Here is a 22,026-nt window from a genome sequence, read left to right on the forward strand (position 1 = left end):
GCCTTACTCGCCGCGCTGGCGCTGGGTCAGCACCGGCTTCAGCTTCTCGTTCATCTCACGCATGGCCGTTTCGGTCGTCGGCCAGTCGATGCAGGCGTCGGTAATTGAAACGCCGTACTGCAACTGCGAGCGATCCTCGGGAATCTTCTGGTTGCCCCAGCCGATGTGCGACTCGACCATCAGTCCCATGATAGAGGTGTTGCCCTCGAGGATCTGGTTGGCGATGTTATCCATCACCAAGGGTTGCAAGGACGGATCCTTGTTGGAATTGGCGTGCGAGCAGTCGACCATGATGTTCGGTATCACGCCTGCATTACGCAGTTCCTTGTCGGCGAGGGTAACGCTGACGCTGTCGTAATTGGGCTTGCCGTTGCCGCCGCGCAGCACGATATGGCCGTAGGGGTTGCCGCGCGTGCGAATCACGGCGACCTGTCCGCCTTGGTCGATACCCAGGAAATTGTGCGGGTGGGCAACGGACTTGAGCGCGTTGACGGCGACATCGAGACTGCCGTCGGTACCGTTCTTGAAACCGACCGGCGACGACAGGCCGGACGCCATCTCGCGGTGTGTCTGGGACTCGGTGGTGCGTGCTCCAATGGCCGACCAACTGATGCAATCTTGCAAATACTGCGGCGAGATGGGATCGAGCGCCTCGGTGGCCAGTGGTAGGCCCATTTCGGCGAGTTCCACCAGAAGGCGCCGGGCGGTGCGCAGCCCTTCCTGAATGTCGAAGGTGTCGTCGAGGTGCGGGTCGTTGATCAGCCCCTTCCAGCCGACGGTGGTGCGTGGCTTCTCGAAATACACGCGCATCACGACGTACAGGCTATCGCTCACCTCGTCGGCTAGCTGGCGCAGGCGGCGGGCATAATCGCGTGCCGCGTCCACATCGTGAATCGAGCAGGGGCCGATGACGACGACGAGACGCGGGTCGTCGCCGTCGAGAATCCGTTGAACGGTTCGGCGACCTTCGAGTACCGTGCGCTCCGCCTCCTCGGAAAGGGGAATTTCACGCTTGAGCGCTTCGGGTGTGACCAGTACGTCCTGGGAAAGGACGTTAATGTTATTGACCTGCTGTTCTGACATTCCGCTACCTGTAGATATGTGTCGCGAAGGGCATCGGTTTCGCTTGCAAAGAAGCGCTACTATCGCTTGTCGGCGCCGGGAAAATCAATGTCATGGCCGAACTTCTCGCCATGATGGCGGTCAATGCTCGGATGCCATCAGCGCATCCGCCGCTTTATCGTCTTGATGGGGCGGGCAGAAAAAGGAACACTAGGCACTACTTAAGTTAAGCAAGTGGATCGGCCACATGACCCTAGGTCTTCGCCCAATTTCGTCTATTACTTTGATTATTCAGCGCCCCGTGGGCTCGACTGGAACATGATGACCACACAGCAGATACGATCTTCCTGCGCTGGCGCCGTTGTCGGCGCTTCGCTTTATAGTGCCTCCGGCATGGGGGAGAAATGAATGGGCACTAGGGAAACCGACCACCAGCTCGTCGAGCGTGCCCAGAAGGGAGACACCCGGGCTTTCGATCTTCTGGTCAAAAAGTACCAGCACAAGATTCTCGGCTTGATTGGGCGTTATGTGAATGATCCCGCCGAGGTGCAGGATGTCGCTCAAGAAGCCTTCATCAAGGCGTATCGCGCCTTGAGCAAGTTTCGCTCCGATAGTGCCTTTTATACGTGGATGTATCGCATCGCCATCAACACCGCCAAGAATCATCTCGTTTCTCGCGGGCGACGACCGCCGGGCAGCGACATGGATATCGCGGATGCCGAGGTGCTCGATCATAGCGGTCGTCTTTCCGATATTGAGACCCCTGAAGCCGCCATGCAGCGCGATCAGCTCGAGGCGGTGGTGTTCGAGGCCATCGAGAACCTGCCGGAAGATCTACGGACCGCGATTACCTTGCGCGAGATGGACGGTCTCGCCTATGAAGATATCGCCAATATCATGCAGTGTCCGGTGGGTACGGTGCGCTCGCGCATCTTCAGGGCGCGTGAAGCGGTGGATAAAGCCATCGAGCCGATGCTCAACGCACCGCGTCAAGCCGATGCCACGGTCGAGTGATCAAGGCGGGTGATAAAAAAGTGTCGCTCGACGCATGCAAAATTGAACTGTCCGGCGCCTTTGACGTCTCAACGGGTACCAGTGGAATGAGTGGGCGCTACCGCGTCAGGTGGGCAAGGCGCTCGTGCAAGATATCAAGAAAAGGTGTTGCCACACGTGAAACGCTGCGTAGCGCCCAGTAGACGATGGGCATTCGTCTTCTCGAATGTGAGGGTGTAGGTATGAATCAGAACGTGCGAGAGTCCTTGTCCGCACTGATGGATAACGAGGGCGACGAGCTTGAGGTACGCCGTGTCATGAGGTCGTTGCAAGACGCCCCTGAAGACGCCGAAACATGGCGGCGTTATCACTTGGCGCGCAGCATGATGCAGCGTGATCGTGGTGTGGATGTCAGTGCGGATCTTTCCGCCGGTGTAATGGCACGCTTGGCTGATGAGCCCGGGGTGCAGGAAGCGACGACCTCCGGCTCGCGTCGTGCGGTGCCGTTTTCCTTTGCAGGAAGTGCCGCCATTGCGGCTGCGGTGTCGTTGATGGTCATCACCGGCGTTCAGGTATATAACGCCAATTCGCCGAGCGGTATCAGCGGTGAAGGCGCCGAGTTCGCTAGCGGTAACGCCTCTTCCGGCGAAGGCGGTGCAAGCGTGCAGCCAGCATCGCTGCAAAGCGCGCCCTCAGGGGGCGCGGTCGGTGCCAGGCTCGCAAGTTTCGGCGGTGACAGTACCGGGTTCTTGACCTCGTCTGGGGCGAATCCGGTATTTCCCAGCCTCGCGCCTTCGGGGCCCGGTGGCGCTATGGAAGCCAGCATGGACGCGTCGCTCTTTTCCGACTCTCCACGTCAGGCGTCACGTAGCGACGATGAACAGGCGCGTCTTCTGCAAGCGTACTTGAACCAGCAGGCCGGTGGTACGAACGAGGCTTGGATGTCGTCTTCTCGGACATCCGATGGGGCGGGTGCCGAGGTGTCGCGCCAGCGTTAATTCAACGCCGTCAGGCGTTCGCGTGTGACGCTTTCGTCGATCACTGCGCCAAGGCGCGTCGCCTGTTATCAGGGGCGCGCCTTTTGTCGTTTTGCGCTCGTCGCTATCTATGTAGCAGGGGCTGAGTGCGGCTGGAAGGTACCCAGGTAGCGCCTGGGACCCGTTGCGTTAAACTAATTACGTTGTTCAGTGAACTCTTGTCCCGTTAGTGTATCAATGGAGTTGGCGATGCTAGATTTCTTAGCCGTCGACCCATGGTCAGCCGGTAATGCACACCGGCCCCTTGTCAATGTGACTCCTCGTTTTGGTTAACGAGTTCACGCTTTTCATCAGGAGTCTTTTATGCAACGTCTCTCTCGTTATGTCACTCCACTGTTATTGGCGTTCGTAGCGCTATGCGCTGCGCAGTTCGCTCAGGCGCGCGAATTGCCGGACTTCACTCAATTGGTCGAAGACGCCGCGCCGGGCGTCGTCAACATCTCCACTACGAGCACGGTCGATACACGGGCCATGCAGGGCTCGCCATTCGGTGAACAGGGCGTCCCCGATATCTTTCGTCACTTCTTCGGCGATCAGATGCCGCCCATGACGCCGGGAACGCCTGGTCAGGGTAGTCAAGAGCGCCACTCACTGGGATCGGGGTTCGTCATCAGTCATGACGGTTACATCATGACCAACGCCCATGTGGTAGACGGTGCCGACGAGATCGTGGTGAGACTCAACGACCGCCGCGAGCTCGAGGCCACGCTAGTGGGCGCCGACAAGAAAACCGACGTCGCCGTGCTCAAGGTCGATGCCGACGATTTGCCGACACTCGACATGGGAGACTCCGACGATCTGCAGGTGGGTGAATGGGTCGCAGCCATCGGCTCGCCTTTCGGGTTCGATCATTCGGTCACTGCAGGAATCGTCAGCGCCATCAATCGTACTCTGCCGAGTGACGCCTACGTCCCCTTCATCCAGACCGATGTGGCGATCAACCCCGGTAACTCCGGTGGCCCCTTGTTCAACCTCGATGGAAAGGTCGTGGGCATCAACTCGCAGATCTACACCCGTAGCGGTGGCTTCATGGGTGTTTCCTTCGCCATTCCGATCAACGTGGCAATGGACATCGCCGATCAGTTGAAAGACTCCGGCCACGTGAGCCGCGGGTGGCTCGGAGTGGTGATCCAGCCCGTGTCGAACGATTTGGCGGAATCCTTCGGTCTCGACGATACGCGTGGTGCGTTGATTGCCGATGTCAGCGAAGACAGCCCTGCCAGTGAGGCTGGACTCAAGGCTGGCGATGTGGTGCTCGCGGTCGACGACGAAAAGGTCGAGGACTCCACCACCTTGCCCCGTTTGGTGGGCCGTGTGTCGCCTGGCGATGACGTGACGCTGAACATCCTGCGTGATGGCGAGCCTCAGAAGATCGAAGTCACCGTAGGCAATTGGCCGAAAGAGGGCAAAATGGCTTCCAGCCAACAGCACTCTGAAAACGATAGCCAATCGCGCCTGGGTGTCGCGGTCAGTGACCTCGACGATCAGATGCGCAGTCAACTCGACGTCGACAACGGCGTCGTGGTGCGTCAGCTCGATCCACGCGGTGCCGCGGCCGCCGCCGGGATCGCGCGCGGTGACGTCATCGTCAGCTTCGATAGCACCGCCATCGAGGACACCGATGCCTTGATCGAGGCGGTGGAGAACGCGCCGACCGACCGTGCCATCCCGGTGCGTATCGTTCGCGAGGGGCGTTCGCTGTTCGTGGCGCTGCGGCTGCAGTCTGCCGATGAATGACGCCGGATCGGCGTGCCGACGCTAGGAATCGAGGCCCCGCTCCGCCGGGGTCTCGTCATGTCGATCACGCGCCCTCGCTGTCCATGAAGGGTGCTTGCCGGTACAATGCCTTTCAATTGAATGCCCGTCGGTCCGCGTACGCTTGCCTCGCGGTATTGCTTGGCCGGATCGTGTTTCTGACTCAGGTAGGACTTGATGAGCCGCGACGAAAATAACGCAACGCTTCCACTCATTCGCAATTTTTCCATCATTGCCCACATCGACCACGGCAAGTCGACGCTTTCCGACCGCATCATCCAGATCTGCGGTGGCTTGACCGAGCGCGAGACGAAGGAGCAGGTGCTCGACTCCATGGATCTCGAGCGTGAGCGAGGCATCACCATCAAGGCTCAGTCCGTGACGCTGGACTACAAGGCCGAGGATGGTCAGGTCTATCAGCTCAACTTCATCGATACGCCGGGCCACGTCGACTTTTCCTACGAAGTGTCGCGCTCGCTTTATGCCTGCGAGGGCGCGTTGTTGGTGGTCGATGCGGCGCAAGGCGTCGAAGCGCAATCGGTGGCCAATTGCTACACGGCGGTGGAGCAAGGGCTCGAAGTCTTGCCGGTCCTCAACAAGATCGACCTGCCTCAGGCCGACCCCGATCGCGTTGCCCATGAGGTAGAGGAGATCATCGGCATCGATGCTTCCGATGCCTGTCAGGTCTCCGCGAAGAGTGGCCTGGGCATGGAAGCCTTGCTCGAGCGTCTAGTGCGTGATGTGCCGCCACCCAAGGGCGATCCCGAGGCGCCGTTGCAGGCGTTGATCGTCGACTCGTGGTTCGACAATTACCTGGGCGTGATTTCCCTGGTGCGCCTCTTCGACGGCACGATCAAGAAGGGTGACAAGATCCGCATGAAGTCCACCGAGCGGGCCTGGGAGGTCAGTGAAGTCGGTATCTTCACGCCCAAGCGCAAGCAAACCGGTGTTCTGCGTGCCGGTGAAGTCGGTTTCGTCGTGGCGGGCATCAAGGACATTCACGGCGCGCCGGTGGGCGACACTATCGTGCACGCCAAGGGCGGCGATGACGTCGCGCGCCTGCCCGGGTTCCAGAAGGTCAAGCCCCAGGTCTATGCGGGCATGTTTCCGGTCAGCTCCGACGATTACGAAGACTTCCGCGATGCGCTGGAGAAACTGGCTCTCAACGATGCGTCGCTGGATTACGAGCCGGAGAACTCCGATGCATTGGGCTTCGGTTTCCGCGTCGGCTTCCTCGGCACCTTGCACATGGAGATCATCCAGGAACGTCTCGAGCGTGAGTACGACCTGGACCTTTTGACCACGGCGCCGACGGTCATCTACGAGTTGGTCATGAAGGACGGTGAGATACGTTACGTATCCAATCCGTCCAAATTGCCGGACATGGCCGACATCGAAGAGATGCGCGAGCCCATCGTGCGTGCCAGCATTCTGGTGCCGCAGGAATACGTCGGCAATGTCATCACCGAGTGCGAGCAGCGTCGCGGGACACAGCTCGACATGCTGTTCCTGGGCAGTCAGATTCAGCTCACCTATGAGTTGCCGATGAGCGAAGTGGTGATGGACTTCTTCGATCGCTTGAAGTCGATCTCCAAAGGCTATGCCTCGCTCGAATATAACTTCGAGCGTTTCGAAGCCGCCAATCTCGTACGTCTCGATGTATTGATCAACGGCGACCGCGTCGATGCGCTTGCCACCATCGTGCACCGCGATCACGCTCATCAGCGTGGGCGCGCGCTAGTGGAAAAGATGAAAGAGCTGATTCCGCGGCAGATGTTCGATGTTGCCATTCAGGCGACGTTGGGTGGTCAGGTCGTTGCGCGCTCGACCGTCAAGGCGTTGCGCAAGAACGTGACCGCCAAGTGCTACGGCGGCGACGTGACCCGTAAGCGGAAATTGCTCGAAAAGCAAAAGGCAGGCAAAAAGCGCATGAAGCAGGTAGGTAAAGTGGAAATTCCCCAGGATGCCTTCCTTGCTGTCCTCAAGATGAATGATTAGGAATCAGAGCCATGGATTTTTCGTTGTTGCTGGTGTTGGCGGTGGCCATCACCGGCGTTGTCTGGCTGGTTGATATCGTATGGTGGCGGCGCGCCCGCCGCGCTCGCCTGGAAAAGGCCGAATCGCAAGTAGACGGTGGGCTGGATACCGCCACGCGGAACAAGTTGAGCAAAGAACCCTGGGCGGTGGATTATGCGCGTTCATTCTTCCCAGTGTTGCTGATCGTGCTAGTGCTGCGGAGTTTCGTGGTCGAGCCATTTCAGATTCCCTCCGGCTCGATGCGTCCGACACTCAAGGTCGGAGACTTCATCTTGGTCAACAAGTTCACCTACGGGCTGCGGTTACCCGTCATCAACACCAAGGTCGTCGATTTCGGCGAGCCTGAGCGCGGCGATGTCATGGTATTTCGCTTCCCGGACGACCCCTCGGTCGATTTCATCAAGCGTGTCATCGGCTTGCCGGGGGACCGCATTCGTTATGAAGACAAGCAGCTTTACGTCAACGATGAGCCGGTCGGCAAATCGGTGACGGATGACGAGATCAAGGCAGCGCCCGGTGAGCAACAGCTCGAAGAGCAGTTGGGTGGCGTGTCGCACGCCATATATAACAATCCCGACGATCCCGGTCCGCAAATGCGTGAAGTCGTGGTGCCGGAAGGCCAATACTTCATGATGGGCGACAACCGCGATCATTCCAACGATAGCCGCTACTGGGGCTTCGTACCGGAAGAGAATATCGTGGGCAAGGCGTTCGCGGTGTGGATGCACTGGGATAGCGGCTTGCCGAGTTTCTCTAGTGTCAGAGTCATCGAATGAACCATACTCTTGTATGACTCATACTGGGGGAGAGCAACGCTCTCCGCCGCTTCACCCAGAACAGATGAAAAAGGCAGTGTCGTGAGTAGCCCTTTGTACGCCCTCAGTAAACGAATTGGTTACCAGTTTCGCGATGCCGCGCGGCTTGAGTTGGCGGTGACCCATCGTAGCTATGGGGGCAAGAATAACGAGCGCCTGGAATTTTTGGGTGACTCGATCGTCAACTTCGTGATCGGTGAAGCGCTTTTCCAGCGCTTCCCTCAAGCCCGAGAAGGCCAGTTGTCGCGTTTGCGCGCGCGCCTGGTGAAAGGGCAGACCCTGGCCGAACTGGCGCGCGAGTTCGAGCTGGGCGAATGCCTGCGACTCGGCTCCGGCGAGATGAAAAGCGGCGGTTACCGGCGTGATTCGATCCTCGCCGATGGCGTGGAAGCGCTGATCGGCGCCATCTATCTCGATGCGGGCATGGACGTCGCCAAGGCGCGGGTGCTGTCGTGGTACGCGACGCGTCTGGAAGCGCTCGACCTACAGGACAATCAGAAAGATCCCAAGACGCGACTGCAGGAATTCTTGCAGTCGCGGCAGTCGGCGTTGCCACGCTATGACGTGGTCTCGGTCGAAGGCGAGGCGCACGCGCAGGTCTTTACCATCGAGTGTCATGTCGAGATGCTCGAGGATCATACGCTAGGCGTTGGGTCCAGTCGCCGCCACGCCGAACAGCAAGCCGCCGAAAAGGCGCTGGAAATACTCGAACCTTCCCAGAGCAGGCACGCATGACGCAACACTGTGGTTTCGTGGCCATCGTTGGCCGCCCCAATGTCGGTAAGTCGACGCTGATGAACCGAATTCTCGGGCAGAAAATCTCCATCACCTCGCGTCGTCCGCAAACGACGCGCCATCAGGTGATGGGCATCAAGACCGAGGAAGACACCCAGTTCATCTATGTCGATACCCCCGGCATGCACATTCAGTCGCGGGATCGCAACAAGGCGATCAACCGCTTCATGAATCAAGCTGCTACGCACGCCCTGCGCGATATCGACTGCGTGATCTTCATCGTCGACCGCACCAAGTGGACCGAGGAAGACGACGTAGTGCTCGAGAAGCTCAGCAACGTGCCGGCCCCGGTGATCCTGGCCGTCAACAAGGTCGATTGGCTCGAGGACAAGAGCAGTCTGCTGCCTTGGCTGGATAGCGTGAGCAAGAAGCGCGAGTTCGCGGCCGTGGTCCCGCTTTCGGCCAAGAACGGCACTAACGTGCCTGAGCTTGAAGCCGAAGTCGCCCAACGCTTGCCGGAAAGCGTGCATTACTTCTCGGAAGACCAGATCACCAACAAGAGTCAGCGCTTCCTGGCCGCCGAGTTGGTGCGTGAGAAAGTCATGCGCCAGCTAGGCGACGAACTGCCGTATCAGATGACCGTCGAAATCGAAGAGTTCAAGGACGACGGCAAGACGCTGCATATCAGCGCCTTGATTCTGGTCGAGCGCCAGGGTCAGAAGAAGATTCTGATCGGCGACCAAGGGGAGCGTATCAAGAACATCGGCCGCGAAGCGCGTCTGGAGATGGAGCGTGCCTTCGATGCCAAGGTCATGCTCAACCTGTGGGTGAAGGTCAAGCGAGGGTGGTCCGACGACGATCGCGCCCTGAAAAGCTTGGGTTACGATCTCGACTGATGGCGCTTGCCAAGGCGCATGGATGCCGCGATGACGCCTGAACCGGCCTTTTTATTGCACAAACGTCCCTACCGTGAGACCAGCGCCATCGTCGAGTTGCTGACGCTCACTCAAGGGCGTGTGCGTGCCGTTGCTCAAGGCGTACAACGCGGTGGCAGCAAGGCGCGCGGTATTCTGCAGCCGTATTCCCCCCTGCACGTCACCTGGAGCGGCAATGGCGAACTCAAGCGCTTGCGACTGCTCGAAAGCCAGGGCAGTACGGCCTTGTTGGCCGGCGAAGGGTTGCTGTGCGGATTTTACGCCAACGAACTCATGGCGCGGGTATTGCCGCTGGAGTATCCAGTGGGCGAGGTATTCTCGCTTTACGCGCTGACGCTCGAGGCCTTGCCATCGCCGGCCAAGCGAGCGGGCGCGTTGAGACGCCTGGAAATCACCCTGCTGGAGAGTCTCGACATGGCGCCCCGTTTCGTCGATGAGCACGATGCTCCGCTGGACGCCTACACGCATTATCTGTATCACGCCGAGCGTCATTGTTTTCGCGCCATAGCTCCCGGACAGGGCGGCATCGACGGTCGTAGTCTCAAGTGGTTGGCACGGGGCGACTGGGAAGCACCGGGTCTGGCTGGCGTTGCCAAGCATGTCACGCGTGCGGCATTGGCGCCCTTGTTGGGTGAACGCCCCCTGCGTTCACGAGAATTGATGCGGCGACTGGCCGAGCGTCGACGCACCTCCTAACGATCATTTCATCTTATTATTTCAACTTCTTATCGAAAGGACATCGCCATGCATCCGCCACGCATCTTATTGGGCGTCAACATCGACCATATCGCCACGCTGCGCCAGGCCCGTGGGACACGCTATCCCGACCCCGTGCAGGCGGCCATGCTGGCCGAAGAAGCCGGCGCCGATGGCATCACCCTGCATCTGCGCGAGGACCGCCGTCATATCCAGGAACGCGACGTGCGTGTGCTGGCCGAAACGCTGGCCACGCGCATGAACCTGGAAATGGCCGTGACCGACGAGATGATCGCCTTCGCCGAGGCGTTGCGTCCCGCTAACGTCTGCCTGGTGCCCGAGCAGCGCGAAGAGCTCACCACTGAAGGCGGGCTCGATGTCGTGGGCGCTGGCGAGCGGGTGGGCGAGGCTTGCCGCCGGTTGGCGGCAACGGGCAGTGAAGTGTCGCTATTCATCGATCCCGAGCCCGCCCAGGTCCAGGCCGCGTTCGAGCTGGGCGCGCCGACCGTTGAGCTGCATACCGGGGCGTATGCCGAGGCCAGCGGCGAAGCACAGCGTATCGAGTACCAGCGCCTGGTGGCGGCGGCCGAGATGGCGTTCGAGTTGGGGCTGACGATCAACGCCGGTCACGGACTGCATTACCACAACGTCGAGGCGATTGCCGCGATTCCCGGCATTCACGAATTGAATATCGGGCATGCCATTATCGCGCGGGCGCTGTTCGTGGGCCTCAAAGAAGCCGTGGCGGAAATGAAGCGCCTCGCGATCGCCGGGCAGGAAGCCGGGGTCATGGCGCAGATCGATGCCCACGAACACGGTCATGAGCATGAGGACGACCACGATCATGGCGATAACGGCGAGTGTTGCGGCGATTGATCCTGCGTTGCTCAGGCCTCGGTTTGCCAGTGCTTGGCTTGCCACTCGCGTAGCCGCGTGATCGCGGTCTGAAGCGAAGCGTAGAGCCCCTGGCAGGCCTCGAGCCCCTGGGCCTTGAAGCGAGTTTCCAGCGTCTCCGCCAACAAGGCCAGTTGCGGCACGCCGCAGTAGCGACAGGCGCCATTGAGGCGGTGGACCTGCTCATGGAAAGCCTCGGCGTCCTGGGCAACCCAGGCGGCGTGAATCGCCTGCTCGGATTCATCCAAATGCTCGAACAGTAGGGTAAGCATGTCGTGTGCCAGTGCTTCGCGTCCACCGGCCATGCGCATGCCTAGCTGCATATCGACCACCGGTAATTCATCTCCAGCGGTATCGTCCTGGGCGTCTTGCGTCGGTGTCTCGTCGGGCGATGGTGAGGGAAGCGCCGTGGGGCGAGCGTCGTACGTGGCATTGGCGGCATCGCCCAGGTAGCGCTTGAGCAGGGCGTCCAGCGCCGACTCACGTATCGGCTTGATCAAACAATCGCTCATGCCATCGCGCAGCAACTGCTGGCGTTCTTCTTCGAGAGCGTGCGCAGTCAGTGCCACGATGGGGCGCCGCTGCCAGTCGTCACCAAACGCGCGGAGCGCTTTCATGGCGTCCACGCCGTTCATGCCGGGCATCTGGATGTCCATCAATACCAGGGCGATGGACTCGCCATGCGCCATTGCCAGCGCTTCCTCGCCGCTGCCCGCGAGCAGCGGAGTCAAGCCGCGGTCTTGCAACAGCTCCTTGACCAGCAGGCGGTTGGAGGGCGTGTCATCGACCACCAGCACCTTGCCGGCCGGTGGGGGGGATGGCACTTCCACCGTCGCGGGCGCCGGCTCGCGTTCGCTCGTCAGCAAGGTGTTGATGGCATTCCCCAGGCCGCGTCGTGAGACAGGCTTGGTAGTGATTTCGCCACCATGGGGGAGTGTCAGGTCAGGGAGCTCGAAAGGATCGGCATTGACCAGCAACAGCCCCGGGCAGGCACACTGATCCAGCACCTCGCGCCAGGCAGTGATCTCCCGGGGGCGCAGGTCGTCCTGGGTCAGCCCCAGCACCAACAGATCGATCTCTGGTGGTGGGGTCGTGCAGGCCTCCCGCGAGGGCAACGACACGACCCGGGCATCCCAGCGCTCGAGTAGATGTGTGAAGGCGCGTCGGCTGGCGGCGTGGGCTTCGAACAAACCGACGCGATAGCCGCCAAGGTTCAATTCGGGAAGGCGTTCGCGCTGTTGCGTGGCGATCAGCGTCAGCGAAAACGTGAAAGTCGTGCCTTCACCGCTTTCGCTTTCGACATCGATCTCACCGCCCATCTGCTCGATCAACCGCTTGCTGATCATCAGTCCCAGCCCGGTGCCGCCGTATTTGCGCGAGCGGCTCGCATCGCCCTGGCTGAAGGCCTGGAACAGTCGCTCGCGACTCGCCAGATCGAGACCGATGCCGGTATCGCGAACGCTGATGCGCAGCTTGGTGCTGGTGGTGCTGAGATCGTCGAGCATGACGCGCACCATGATCTCGCCGCGCTCGGTGAACTTGACGGCGTTGTTGACCAGGTTGGTGAGCACCTGCTTGATGCGCAGTGGATCGCCAAGCAGTTGGTCGGGCACATCGTCGTAGACCAGACCCAGCAAGTGCAGATTCTTGCGCTGCGCGTTGGGAGCCTGAAGACCAAGCACTTCGTCGATCAGGGTCACCATGTCCACCGGTACGGTTTCCAGTTCGAGTTTGCCGGCTTCGATCTTGGAGAAATCCAGCACATCGCTGATCAGCGAAAGCAGGTTGTCCGAGGCGGTTTGTACCTGCTCGAGCCATTCGCGCTGGCGACTGTCGAGGGCGCTGCGTCCGAGCAGTTGGCAGAACCCGATGATGCCGTTGAGTGGCGTACGAATTTCATGACTGATATTGGCGAGAAACTGCGACTTGATGCGGTTGGCTTCCAACGCGCGGCGATGAGCCATATCGAGTTCGATGTTCTTGACCTCGATGGTTTCCATCGACTCGCGCAGGTCGAAGGTCGTCTGGTCGATCTGCGCCTGGGTATCCTCGCGTAGGCGCATCATGTGATCGCCCAGGTCATTGAGCTGGTGACCTAGCGTGGCCAGTTCACGCGCACCACGAGGCTTCAGACGGGCGCTGTAATCGCCGCCATTGAGGCGTTCGAGCAGATCGATCTGATGTTGCAGTGGCCGGGTAAGGCGGCGGCTCAGCGGGTAAGCGAGCAAGAACAGCAGCAGGCCCAGCACCAATCCGGCCATGCCATGGCTAGCTAACTGGCGATAAAAAGCCAGCGTCAGCGTCGTGGTACCCAGATCGACATCGAGCCAGTAGGCCGTGGCATCGTCCGCCGCATCCGGGTCCGTGTTGACCGTACCCAAGGGTTGCAGCCAGCGCCAGCGTTGCGCGTGTTCCTGTAATCTGCCCTGGGACGGCATCGGTCGATCAGGGGCATGCTGTGTTGCGCCGAGGCTGAGTACGGCGTCGCCGTCGCCGTCACGAACGCTGACGGCGTCGATCTCATCGATATCCAGCAAGCGTTGCGCCAACTGGCGGAGATGCTCGTCACGCCCTTCATCGAGCGCTAGCGTGAAGGCTGGCGCCAGCGTCGTGGTGACATCGGCGATGCGTGTGGCAAGTGCCTGACGCGCCTCTTGGCGACCGGCATAGATGTCATACGCCCCATAAATGATTCCCACGCCCAGGGGCAAACCCAGCAATAAAAGCAGTAAGCGCAGCCTTAGTGACATTCCGACCGTTCCCTTCGTCTTCTCCGTTGGCAGTATGCCACACTCAGCGGGTCCGCCTGTCGCCGACGGGCCGTCCCGGATATAATTGGACGCATCGAATAACCGACGAATGCGTTTTGACGCGACGCGCATCGCAAAGGATGAACCATGCAATTTCCCACTCTCGCGGATGTGGTCGGCCACACGCCGTTGGTCCGTTTGACCCGGCTGCACGCAGGTCGAAACAACACGTTATTGGCCAAGCTCGAGGGCAACAACCCGGCGGGCTCGGTAAAGGACCGCCCGGCACTCTCGATGCTCGGAGAAGCCGAGGCGCGTGGCGAGATCAGTCCCGGCGACACCCTGATCGAGGCAACCTCGGGCAACACCGGCATTGCGCTTGCCATGGCGGCGACGATCAAGGGGTACCGCATGACTTTGATCATGCCCGAGAGCGCTTCCAGCGAGCGCAAGCAGGCGATGGCCGCTTATGGCGCGACATTGATCGAGGTCAGCAAAGACGCGGGCATGGAAGGTGCGCGCGACCTGGCTGACGAGATGATCGCGCGTGGCGAGGGGAAGCCGCTCAACCAGTTCGCCAATACCGATAATCCCTTGTCGCACTATCGCACCACCGGGCCGGAGCTCTGGGAGCAGACCGGCGGGCAAATCACCCATTTCGTCAGCTCGATGGGCACCACCGGCACCATCATGGGTGTCTCGCAGTATCTCAAGGAACGCCGCGACGACATTCAGATTGTCGGCCTGCAACCCGCCGATGGCGCCAGTATCGCCGGCATTCGACGCTGGCCGCATGAGTACTTGCCGCGCATTTTCGATGCCTCGCGGGTCGACGTCACGTTGGATATCGGCCAGCAGGAAGCCGAGGAGCATATGCGGTTGCTCGCCCGCGAAGAAGGCATTCTGGCGGGTGTCTCCTCCGGCGGCGCGCTGGCGGGAGCGTTGCGGATCGCCGAGCAGGTGGAAAACGCGGTGATCGTGTTCATCGTCTGCGATCGTGGCGACCGTTACCTGTCCACCGGCCTTTTCGCCCCGGAGCGCTAAGATGGCGATGCTGGGCAAACGGCGCCCACCGCGCGCCGCCACGGGTCGAGCGCGTCGGGAAAGCGGGGCACATGCGCCACCCCGTGGCGAGGCGGCAGATACGTTGACCATCGAGCGCTTGGCGCATGATGGGCGCGGCGTGGCACGCGACCCGCATGGCAAGACGGTGTTCGTCGATCAGGCGCTCCCCGGCGAGCGTGTGCGCATCGCCGTGCATCGTCAGCGCAAGCGCTTCGACGAGGCGCATGTCGTCGAGTGTCTCGAACCTTCCCCACAGCGGGTGACACCGCCTTGCATGTATTACGGGCGTTGCGGCGGTTGTGACTTGCAGCACTTGGCACTCGAGGAGCAGCGCACTCATAAGCAGCGTACGCTCGAAGAATTGTTCACGCGTCAGGGGCTCGACCTCCCCGCGATGCAACGCTTGGTCGGCGAGGGGCTGGGCTATCGGCGTCGTGCGCGCCTGGGCGTCAAATGCGATGCCGAGGGAACGCCGCATCTCGGGTTTCGCGCCCGGGGCAGTGAACACTTGGTCGACATCGATCACTGCATGGTGCTCGAGCCCATACTGGCGGACTTGATCGCCCCGCTGCGCGAATGCCTGACCACGCTGGAGGCGCCGCGACGCGTCGGCCACATCGAGCTGCTCGCCACGGCCGAAGGCGCCTGTGTAGTCATCCGTCAATTACGCGATGTCCCCGGGGACGAAACCCGCTGGCAACGTTTCGCCGCCGAACGCGACATCACGCTGATCTGGCAGGTGGGGCGCGAGTCGCCCACGCGGCGCTGGCTGCATGCGCCGTTTGGCGAGACGCTGCACGTCACGCTGGCGTTGGACGACACCACCTTGCAACTGGGGTGCGCGCCGGGCGATTTCCTGCAGATCAACGCCGAGGTCAATGCCCAGTTGGTGCGTACGGCGCTACGCTGGTTTGCACCTCAAGGGCACGAGCGGGTGCTCGATCTGTTCGCCGGTGTGGGCAACTTCACCCTGGCGCTATCGCCCCATGTGGCCGCGATCAGCGGCATCGAAGGCAGTCCGATGATGGTCGAGCGCCTTGCCGACAATGCGCGCCGCGCCGGTTTGCACCATGTCGAGGCACATCAGGCCGATCTAGCCACACGCATGCCCGATGTCGACGATGTCGATTGGGTCGTGCTCGATCCGCCGCGTGGCGGTGCCGAGGCGCTGTGTCGGGGGCTTGTCGAGCATCCGGTGGAAAAAGTGCTGTATGTCTCGTGCGATCCCGCCGCGCTGGCGCGGGATACGGCACATCTTGTGCAAGGTGGCTACCGCATCGAACGTGCCGCGGTCGTCGATATGTTCCCGCACACCGCGCATTTGGAGTCCATGCTGTTACTGACCCGCGCGTCATCGCGCGGTCGGTCCATGTCCGCAGAAAGGGAAGATCATGGTCAAGGTCCGTGAAGACCAACCGTTGACGCCGGCCGGCGAGGTCGATATCGCATTGTGGTTGAAGCGCCTCCAGGATGATGTCGTGCTGCGCGATACCGAGGAGATGCGCCAGGCCTGCGAACTTGCTCGGCATCTGGCCTATAACGCCGAGAAACCTCACCACAACTGGGCCGAACCGGCCTCTAGCTTCCGCACCGGTCTGGAAATGGCCGATATTCTCGGCGAACTCAAGCTCGATCAGTCGATTCTCGAGGCGGCGGTACTGTACCGCGTGGTACGCGAGGGGTTGATCACGCTGGAGGCCATCGAAAAGCGCTTCGGCGCGGAAGTGGCTTCGCTGATCGACGGCGTGTTGCACATGGCTGCGATCAGCCAACTGCAGGCGCCACGCCAGGGGTTATCGCAGCACAACCAGCAGGAAAACCTGCGCAAGATGCTGGTGGCGATGGTCGACGACGTACGCGTGGCCTTGATCAAGATTGCCGAACGTACCTGTGCGCTGCGCATGGTGCGCGACGCGCCGCGCGACAAGCGTCTGCGGGTGGCGCGCGAGGTCTTCGATATCTACGCGCCGCTGGCACACCGCCTGGGTATCGGGCAGCTCAAGTGGGAGCTCGAGGACCTGTCGTTCCGCTATCTGCAAGAGAGCGACTATAAGGCCATCGCCAAGCAGCTGGCCGAGAAACGCCTCGACCGCGACCGCTATATCCATGACGTGGTGGAAACCATCAAGGGGCTGCTCGATCAGCAAGGCATCAAGCAATACGATGTCGACGGCCGTGCCAAGCATATCTACTCGATCTGGCGCAAAATGCAGCGCAAGCACATCGACTTCTCGCAGGTCTACGACGTGCGCGCGGTGCGCATTCTGGTGCCGGAAGTCGCCGACTGCTACACCGCGCTGGGCATCGTGCATTCGAGCTGGCATCACGTGCCGCATGAATTCGACGATTACATCGCCAACCCCAAGCGCAATGGCTACCAATCGCTGCACACGGCGGTGATCGGCCCCGAGAACAAGGTGCTGGAGATCCAGATCCGTACCTTCTCCATGCATGAGGAGGCCGAGCTCGGTGTCTGTGCCCACTGGCGTTACAAGGGGCACGATGTCGACTCGAAAAGCCGTAGCTACGAGGAGAAGATCGCCTGGCTGCGCCAGGTGCTCGAATGGCAGGAGGAAGTCGGCGAGCTGGGCGACCTGCGCGAGGGCCTTTCCAGCGACGTGGCGCCGGATCGTATCTACGTCTTCACCCCGGATGGCCATGTCATCGACATGCCCAAGATCGCCACGCCCATCGACTTCGCCTACCGCGTGCATACCGAGGTTGGTCATCTGTGTCGGGGCGCCAAGGTCGATGGCCGCATCGTACCGTTGACGTATCAGCTCGAGACCGGGCAGCAGGTCGAGATCCTCACCGCCACCAAGGGCGGGCCGAGCCGCGACTGGCTCAATCCCAACCTGGGTTTCGTCAAGACCTCGCGGGCGCGGGCCAAGATCCAGGCATGGTTCAAGTACCAGGCGCGCAGTCAGAACATCGAGGAAGGTCGCACCCTGTTCGAGAAGGCGTTTCGGCGCTTGGACATCGAGGGCGTAGATTTCGACGCCTTGGCGCAAGCCGTCAATTACCAGACGGTCGACGACATGTATGCCGCTATCGGCGGCGGTGACCTGCGCATCGGACAGGTGTTGCACCAAGCGCAGCAACTTTTCGGCGATACCGACGATCAGGAGCAGCTCGACCGCCTGTTGGCCAAGCCCGGTCGCTCGTCCAAAGCGGCGGTGGACGACATCACCGTGCTGGGCGTCGGTAATCTCAAGACCTCGATGGCCAATTGCTGCCACCCGGTACCCGGCGATCAGATCGTCGGCTATATCACCCAAGGGCGTGGTGTGACCATCCATCGCCAGGATTGCCCCAATATCCTGCAACTACGTGCTGAGGAGCCGCGCCGCATCGTCGATGTTGAGTGGGGCAATGCCAGCGCTCAGTACCCGGTGGATATCGAGATCGAAGCCTGGGACCGTTCGGGATTGCTGCGCGATGTCACGCATATTCTCACCAGTGATCGCATCAATGTGCTGTCGGTCAATACGCTGACCGATAAGCACGATAACCTGGCGCGTATGAAGATCACCCTGGAAGTCGATGGCCTCGAGGCCTTGGAGCGCATCTTTTCGCGAATTCAGCAGCTCCCCAACGTCATCGACGTCAAGCGGCTGCGCAGTGGAGGAGGCAAGACGGCATGAGCGAGGCATCCGCGCGTTACGGGCTCGACGATCTTTTGAGGTTGATGGCGGTGTTGCGGGACAGCGAGCAAGGTTGTCCCTGGGACGTCAAGCAGGACTGGGACAGCATCGTCCCTCATACTCTGGAAGAGGCCTACGAGGTGGCCGATGCCATCGAGCGGCGTGCCTTCGACGAGCTGCCCGGCGAGTTGGGCGACCTGCTCTTCCAGGTGGTGTATTACAGCCAGTTCGCGCGAGAAGAAGGGCGCTTCGATTTTCACGATGTCGTCGATGTGCTGACCGCCAAGATGGTGGCGCGCCATCCGCATGTTTTCCCCGAGGGAACGCTCGAATCGCGGCGTCCGGTCGGTGTGTCGGCCGATGAAGTGGAGACGGCTGGCGTCAAGACGCGTTGGGAAGCGCTCAAGGCACAGGAGCGCGAGACGCGTCAGGCGGTGTCGGTGCTCGATGACGTGCCGCGAACGCTGCCCGCCTTGTCGCGTGGCGCCAAGCTTTCCAAGCGCGCTGCACGGATCGGCTTCGACTGGCCCGACGCCCAAGGCGTGTACGACAAGATCCGCGAGGAACTGGCAGAGGTCGAGGAAGCCGCGGATCATCAAGATGCCGATCATGTACGCGAGGAAATCGGCGACCTGCTGTTCGCCGTCACCAACCTGGCAAGGCGCTTCGATGTCGATCCCGAGCGCGCGCTGCGCGAAGCCAATGGCAAGTTCGAGCGCCGCTTTCGTCATGTCGAAAGTGCGCTGGCGGAGCGGGGCGATTCCCTCGAGGCCTCCTCCCTCGACGAAATGGAGCGTCACTGGCAAGCCGCCAAGCGCCGCGAAACCTCTGTGTGCTGAGAGAGAACATCCGTTGTGGGTGTCGGCGTGCCCGGGTAATGTAGTCAAGACAACAACTTGCCATGTCGGTCACTGCGGTGACCGGCACATCCACCACGGAGGGCATCATGAGTCACGACTTGCATGAATCGCTGCGCGACAACGTCCGCATCCTCGGCGATAGCCTAGGGCGCACCATCGCCGATGACCTGGGCGATGGCTTCGTCGATAAGATCGAGACCATTCGCAGCCTGGCCAAGCAAGGGCGCCAGGAAGACAGCGAAGGCCGCCGTGAATTGATCGAATACCTGCGCGCGCTGCCCGAGCAAGATTTGCTGCCGGTGACGCGTGCCTTCAACCAGTTTCTCAATTTCTCCAATATCGCCGAGCAGCATTACCGTGCGCGTTTTCGTCGTGTCGAAGACTACAAGCCCGGCACCCAGCCCGATCTCGGCGAGCTGTTCGGGCGCATTCGAAGCGCCGGGCATGCGCCGCGCAAGCTGGTCGAAACACTGGCCGCCATGCGCGTAGAACTGGTGCTGACTGCGCATCCCACCGAGGTCATCCGGCGCACTCTCATCCGCAAGTACGACGCCATAGACGAGTGCCTGAGCACCATGGAAGGCGCTACCGAACGTGAGGAAATCGCCGACCGCGCCCGCGGGCGGCTCGAGGAATTGATCGGCCAAGCCTGGCACACCGATGAGATTCGCCACGAACGGCCGACCCCGGTGGACGAAGCCAAATGGGGCTTCGCGGTGATCGAGAATTCACTGTGGCAGGCGGTGCCCGATTTCCACCGCGAGCTCGACGATCTCTTGCTGGCATCGGCCGGTGAACGCTTACCGTTGGACGCCGCGCCCCTGCGCTTCGCTTCGTGGATGGGCGGCGATCGCGACGGCAACCCCAATGTCACCGGGCGAGTCACCGAGGAAGTCTTGTTGCTGGGCCGCTGGATGGCCGCCGACCTCTACGCGCGTGACCTGTTGCGTCTCAAGTCGGAACTCTCGATGTGGAAGGCCAACGGCGCGTTGCGTGCCGAGGTCGGCAGTGACCCCGAGCCGTATCGCGCCTTGCTCAAGCGTTTGTTGGCACGGGTAGAGGCGACGCGCGATTGGGCCAAGGCGCGTCTCGACGGGCGTCCCTTCGACAGCGATATCCCGATCATCGAAACGCGCGACCAGCTTTATGCGCCGCTGTTGTCTTGCTATCGCTCGTTGTGCGATGTGGGCCTGGATACCATCGCCAACGGCAGCCTGCTGGATACCCTGAGGCGCGTGGCAGTGTTCGGCGTCTCGTTGACCAAGTTGGATATCCGTCAGGAATCCAGTCGTCATGCTCAGGTCTTCGACGAGTTGAGCGATTGCCTGGGCTTGGGCCACTACCGCGACTGGGATGAAGAACAGCGCCAGGCTTTCCTGCTCGAGGAGCTGGAATCGCCACGTCCATTGCTTCCTCGGCGCTGGGATTGTTCGGCGGAGACCCGTGAGGTCATCGACACCTTCCGCGTCATCGCGCGCGAGCACCGCGAAGCGCTGGGTACCTACGTCATCTCCATGGCGGGGCAGCCGTCCGACGTGCTGGCGGTAGCGCTGTTGATGAAGGAAGTCGGCGGCGATATGCACCTGCCCATCGCGCCGCTGTTCGAGACGCTAGACGATCTAAACCGTGCCGGCGATGTCATCGAGCGGTTGTTGTCGTTGCCCGGTTACCGCCGCATGGCAGGTGACGGTCAGGAAGTCATGATCGGTTACTCGGACTCGGCCAAGGACGCCGGCCAGTTGGCCGCCGCCTGGGCTCAGTACCGTGCTCAGGAACAACTGGTGGGCATTTGCCGCAAGCACGGCGTCGCGCTGACTCTATTCCACGGGCGTGGCGGCACGGTGGGGCGTGGTGGTGGCCCAGCGCATGCCGCTATCCTCTCGCAGCCGCCGGGCTCCGTGAACGGCAGCCTGCGGGTCACCGAGCAGGGCGAGATGATCCGCTTCAAGTTCGGTCAGCCGGATATCGCCCTGCGTTCCATGGAGATCTACGCCTGCGCGGTGCTCGAAGCCACGCTGCTGCCGCCGCCCGACCCCGAACCGGTCTGGCGTGAGGAAATGGACCGCCTGTCCGACATCGCCCATCGCGCCTATGTCGGCGTGGTGCGCGAGGATCCCGATTTCGTGCCGTATTTCCGCTCGGTGACGCCGGAAAGCGCGCTCGGCCGCCTGCCGCTAGGGTCGCGTCCGGCGAAGCGCCGCCAGGAGGGCGGCGTGGAGTCGCTGCGCGCCATTCCCTGGATTTTCGCCTGGACCCAGACCCGGCTCATGTTGCCGGCCTGGCTGGGCAGCGGCGAGGCGTTTGCTACGCGCCTTGCCGAACCGGGCGGTCGCGAGCGCCTGCGCGACATGCGCGAACGCTGGCCGTTCTTCGGTACTTATCTGGATATGCTCGAAATGCTGCTGGCCAAAGCTGACCCGGACATCGCCGCGTATTACGAGCGCCGCCTGGTCGACGAACCGGCGCTGCAAGCACTGGGCAAGTCGCTGCGCAATCGCTTGTCGTATCTGGAAACGGCACTGCTGGATATCCTCGATCAGGATGAACTGCTCGAGCACACGCCGCTGATTCGTCAGGCCATCGAGGTGCGCAACCCCTATATCGACCCCTTGCATGGGCTGCAGGCGGAGCTTCTACAGCGTAACCGCGACGCCGACGGTGCGATCAGTCCCGAGCTGTCGCGGGCGCTGATGGTGACCATGGCGGGTATCGCGGCGGGTCTGCGCAATACCGGGTGAGTGCTGTTTC

The 22,026-nt window shown here is 61.4% G+C and carries 16 protein-coding genes; 14 read left to right on the top strand and 2 right to left on the bottom strand.

What is annotated here, in order from left to right; genetic code table 11:
* Positions 1-3: 3 nt before the first annotated feature.
* Positions 4-1,083, bottom strand: a complete 1,080-nt coding sequence (locus KZO83_RS05370; RefSeq protein WP_040243628.1) for a 3-deoxy-7-phosphoheptulonate synthase — start codon at positions 1,081-1,083, stop codon at positions 4-6.
* A 387-nt stretch (positions 1,084-1,470) separates the two neighbouring features.
* On the opposite strand from KZO83_RS05370, the gene rpoE reads away from it, so the two are divergent.
* The 9 genes from rpoE (at position 1,471) to pdxJ (ending at position 10,941) form a co-directional block, all read left to right on the top strand.
* Positions 1,471-2,076 carry an RNA polymerase sigma factor RpoE gene (gene rpoE / locus KZO83_RS05375; RefSeq protein ID WP_040243627.1) on the top strand — a complete coding sequence of 202 codons (606 nt, stop codon included), beginning with the start codon at positions 1,471-1,473 and terminating at the stop codon, positions 2,074-2,076.
* 221 nt (positions 2,077-2,297) lie between these two features.
* Positions 2,298-3,053: a sigma-E factor negative regulatory protein gene (locus KZO83_RS05380; RefSeq protein ID WP_247620007.1), complete on the top strand. Its 756-nt coding sequence runs from the start codon at positions 2,298-2,300 to the stop codon at positions 3,051-3,053.
* Between the two features lie 342 nt (positions 3,054-3,395).
* Positions 3,396-4,829 carry a DegQ family serine endoprotease gene (locus tag KZO83_RS05385; RefSeq protein WP_247620008.1) on the top strand — a complete coding sequence of 478 codons (1,434 nt, stop codon included), beginning with the start codon at positions 3,396-3,398 and terminating at the stop codon, positions 4,827-4,829.
* A gap of 195 nt (positions 4,830-5,024) precedes the next feature.
* Positions 5,025-6,845, top strand: a complete 1,821-nt coding sequence (lepA, locus tag KZO83_RS05390; RefSeq protein WP_247620009.1) for a translation elongation factor 4 — start codon at positions 5,025-5,027, stop codon at positions 6,843-6,845.
* Between the two features lie 11 nt (positions 6,846-6,856).
* Positions 6,857-7,660 (top strand): signal peptidase I, encoded by an 804-nt coding sequence (gene lepB / locus KZO83_RS05395; RefSeq protein ID WP_075370414.1) that lies wholly within the window; start codon positions 6,857-6,859, stop codon positions 7,658-7,660.
* An 81-nt stretch (positions 7,661-7,741) separates the two neighbouring features.
* Positions 7,742-8,434, top strand: a complete 693-nt coding sequence (gene rnc, locus KZO83_RS05400; RefSeq protein ID WP_075370415.1) for a ribonuclease III — start codon at positions 7,742-7,744, stop codon at positions 8,432-8,434.
* Positions 8,431-9,330, top strand: coding sequence for a GTPase Era (gene era / locus KZO83_RS05405; protein ID WP_075370416.1), 900 nt, complete (start codon positions 8,431-8,433; stop codon positions 9,328-9,330). Before rnc ends, era begins: the two co-directional genes overlap by 4 nt.
* 30 nt (positions 9,331-9,360) lie before the next feature.
* On the top strand, positions 9,361-10,065 hold the full coding sequence (recO, locus tag KZO83_RS05410) for a DNA repair protein RecO (RefSeq protein WP_178998215.1): 705 nt from the start codon (positions 9,361-9,363) through the stop codon (positions 10,063-10,065).
* 48 nt (positions 10,066-10,113) lie between these two features.
* Positions 10,114-10,941: a pyridoxine 5'-phosphate synthase gene (gene pdxJ / locus KZO83_RS05415; RefSeq protein WP_247620010.1), complete on the top strand. Its 828-nt coding sequence runs from the start codon at positions 10,114-10,116 to the stop codon at positions 10,939-10,941.
* A gap of 11 nt (positions 10,942-10,952) precedes the next feature.
* Here the strand turns inward: pdxJ and KZO83_RS05420 are convergent, their stop codons facing one another.
* Positions 10,953-13,709 (bottom strand): ATP-binding protein, encoded by a 2,757-nt coding sequence (locus KZO83_RS05420; protein ID WP_247620011.1) that lies wholly within the window; start codon positions 13,707-13,709, stop codon positions 10,953-10,955.
* 147 nt (positions 13,710-13,856) lie between these two features.
* On the opposite strand from KZO83_RS05420, the gene cysM reads away from it, so the two are divergent.
* From cysM to ppc, 5 genes are all read left to right on the top strand, one after another.
* Complete coding sequence (cysM, locus tag KZO83_RS05425; RefSeq protein ID WP_247620012.1) at positions 13,857-14,753, top strand: cysteine synthase CysM; 897 nt, start codon at positions 13,857-13,859, stop codon at positions 14,751-14,753.
* A 1-nt stretch (position 14,754) separates the two neighbouring features.
* A complete protein-coding gene (gene rlmD, locus KZO83_RS05430; RefSeq protein WP_247620013.1) occupies positions 14,755-16,182 on the top strand; it encodes a 23S rRNA (uracil(1939)-C(5))-methyltransferase RlmD in 1,428 nt (475 codons plus the stop codon).
* Positions 16,166-18,418 (top strand): GTP diphosphokinase, encoded by a 2,253-nt coding sequence (relA, locus tag KZO83_RS05435; protein ID WP_247620014.1) that lies wholly within the window; start codon positions 16,166-16,168, stop codon positions 18,416-18,418. The genes rlmD and relA overlap by 17 nt, the downstream gene beginning before the upstream one ends.
* Positions 18,415-19,257 carry a nucleoside triphosphate pyrophosphohydrolase gene (gene mazG / locus KZO83_RS05440; RefSeq protein ID WP_247620015.1) on the top strand — a complete coding sequence of 281 codons (843 nt, stop codon included), beginning with the start codon at positions 18,415-18,417 and terminating at the stop codon, positions 19,255-19,257. Before relA ends, mazG begins: the two co-directional genes overlap by 4 nt.
* A 107-nt stretch (positions 19,258-19,364) precedes the next feature.
* Positions 19,365-22,016 carry a phosphoenolpyruvate carboxylase gene (gene ppc, locus KZO83_RS05445; protein WP_247620016.1) on the top strand — a complete coding sequence of 884 codons (2,652 nt, stop codon included), beginning with the start codon at positions 19,365-19,367 and terminating at the stop codon, positions 22,014-22,016.
* Positions 22,017-22,026 lie beyond the last annotated feature (10 nt).

The organism is Chromohalobacter moromii, from assembly GCF_023091865.1.
In the GTDB taxonomy this organism is placed as follows: Bacteria; Pseudomonadota; Gammaproteobacteria; order Pseudomonadales; family Halomonadaceae; genus Chromohalobacter; species Chromohalobacter moromii.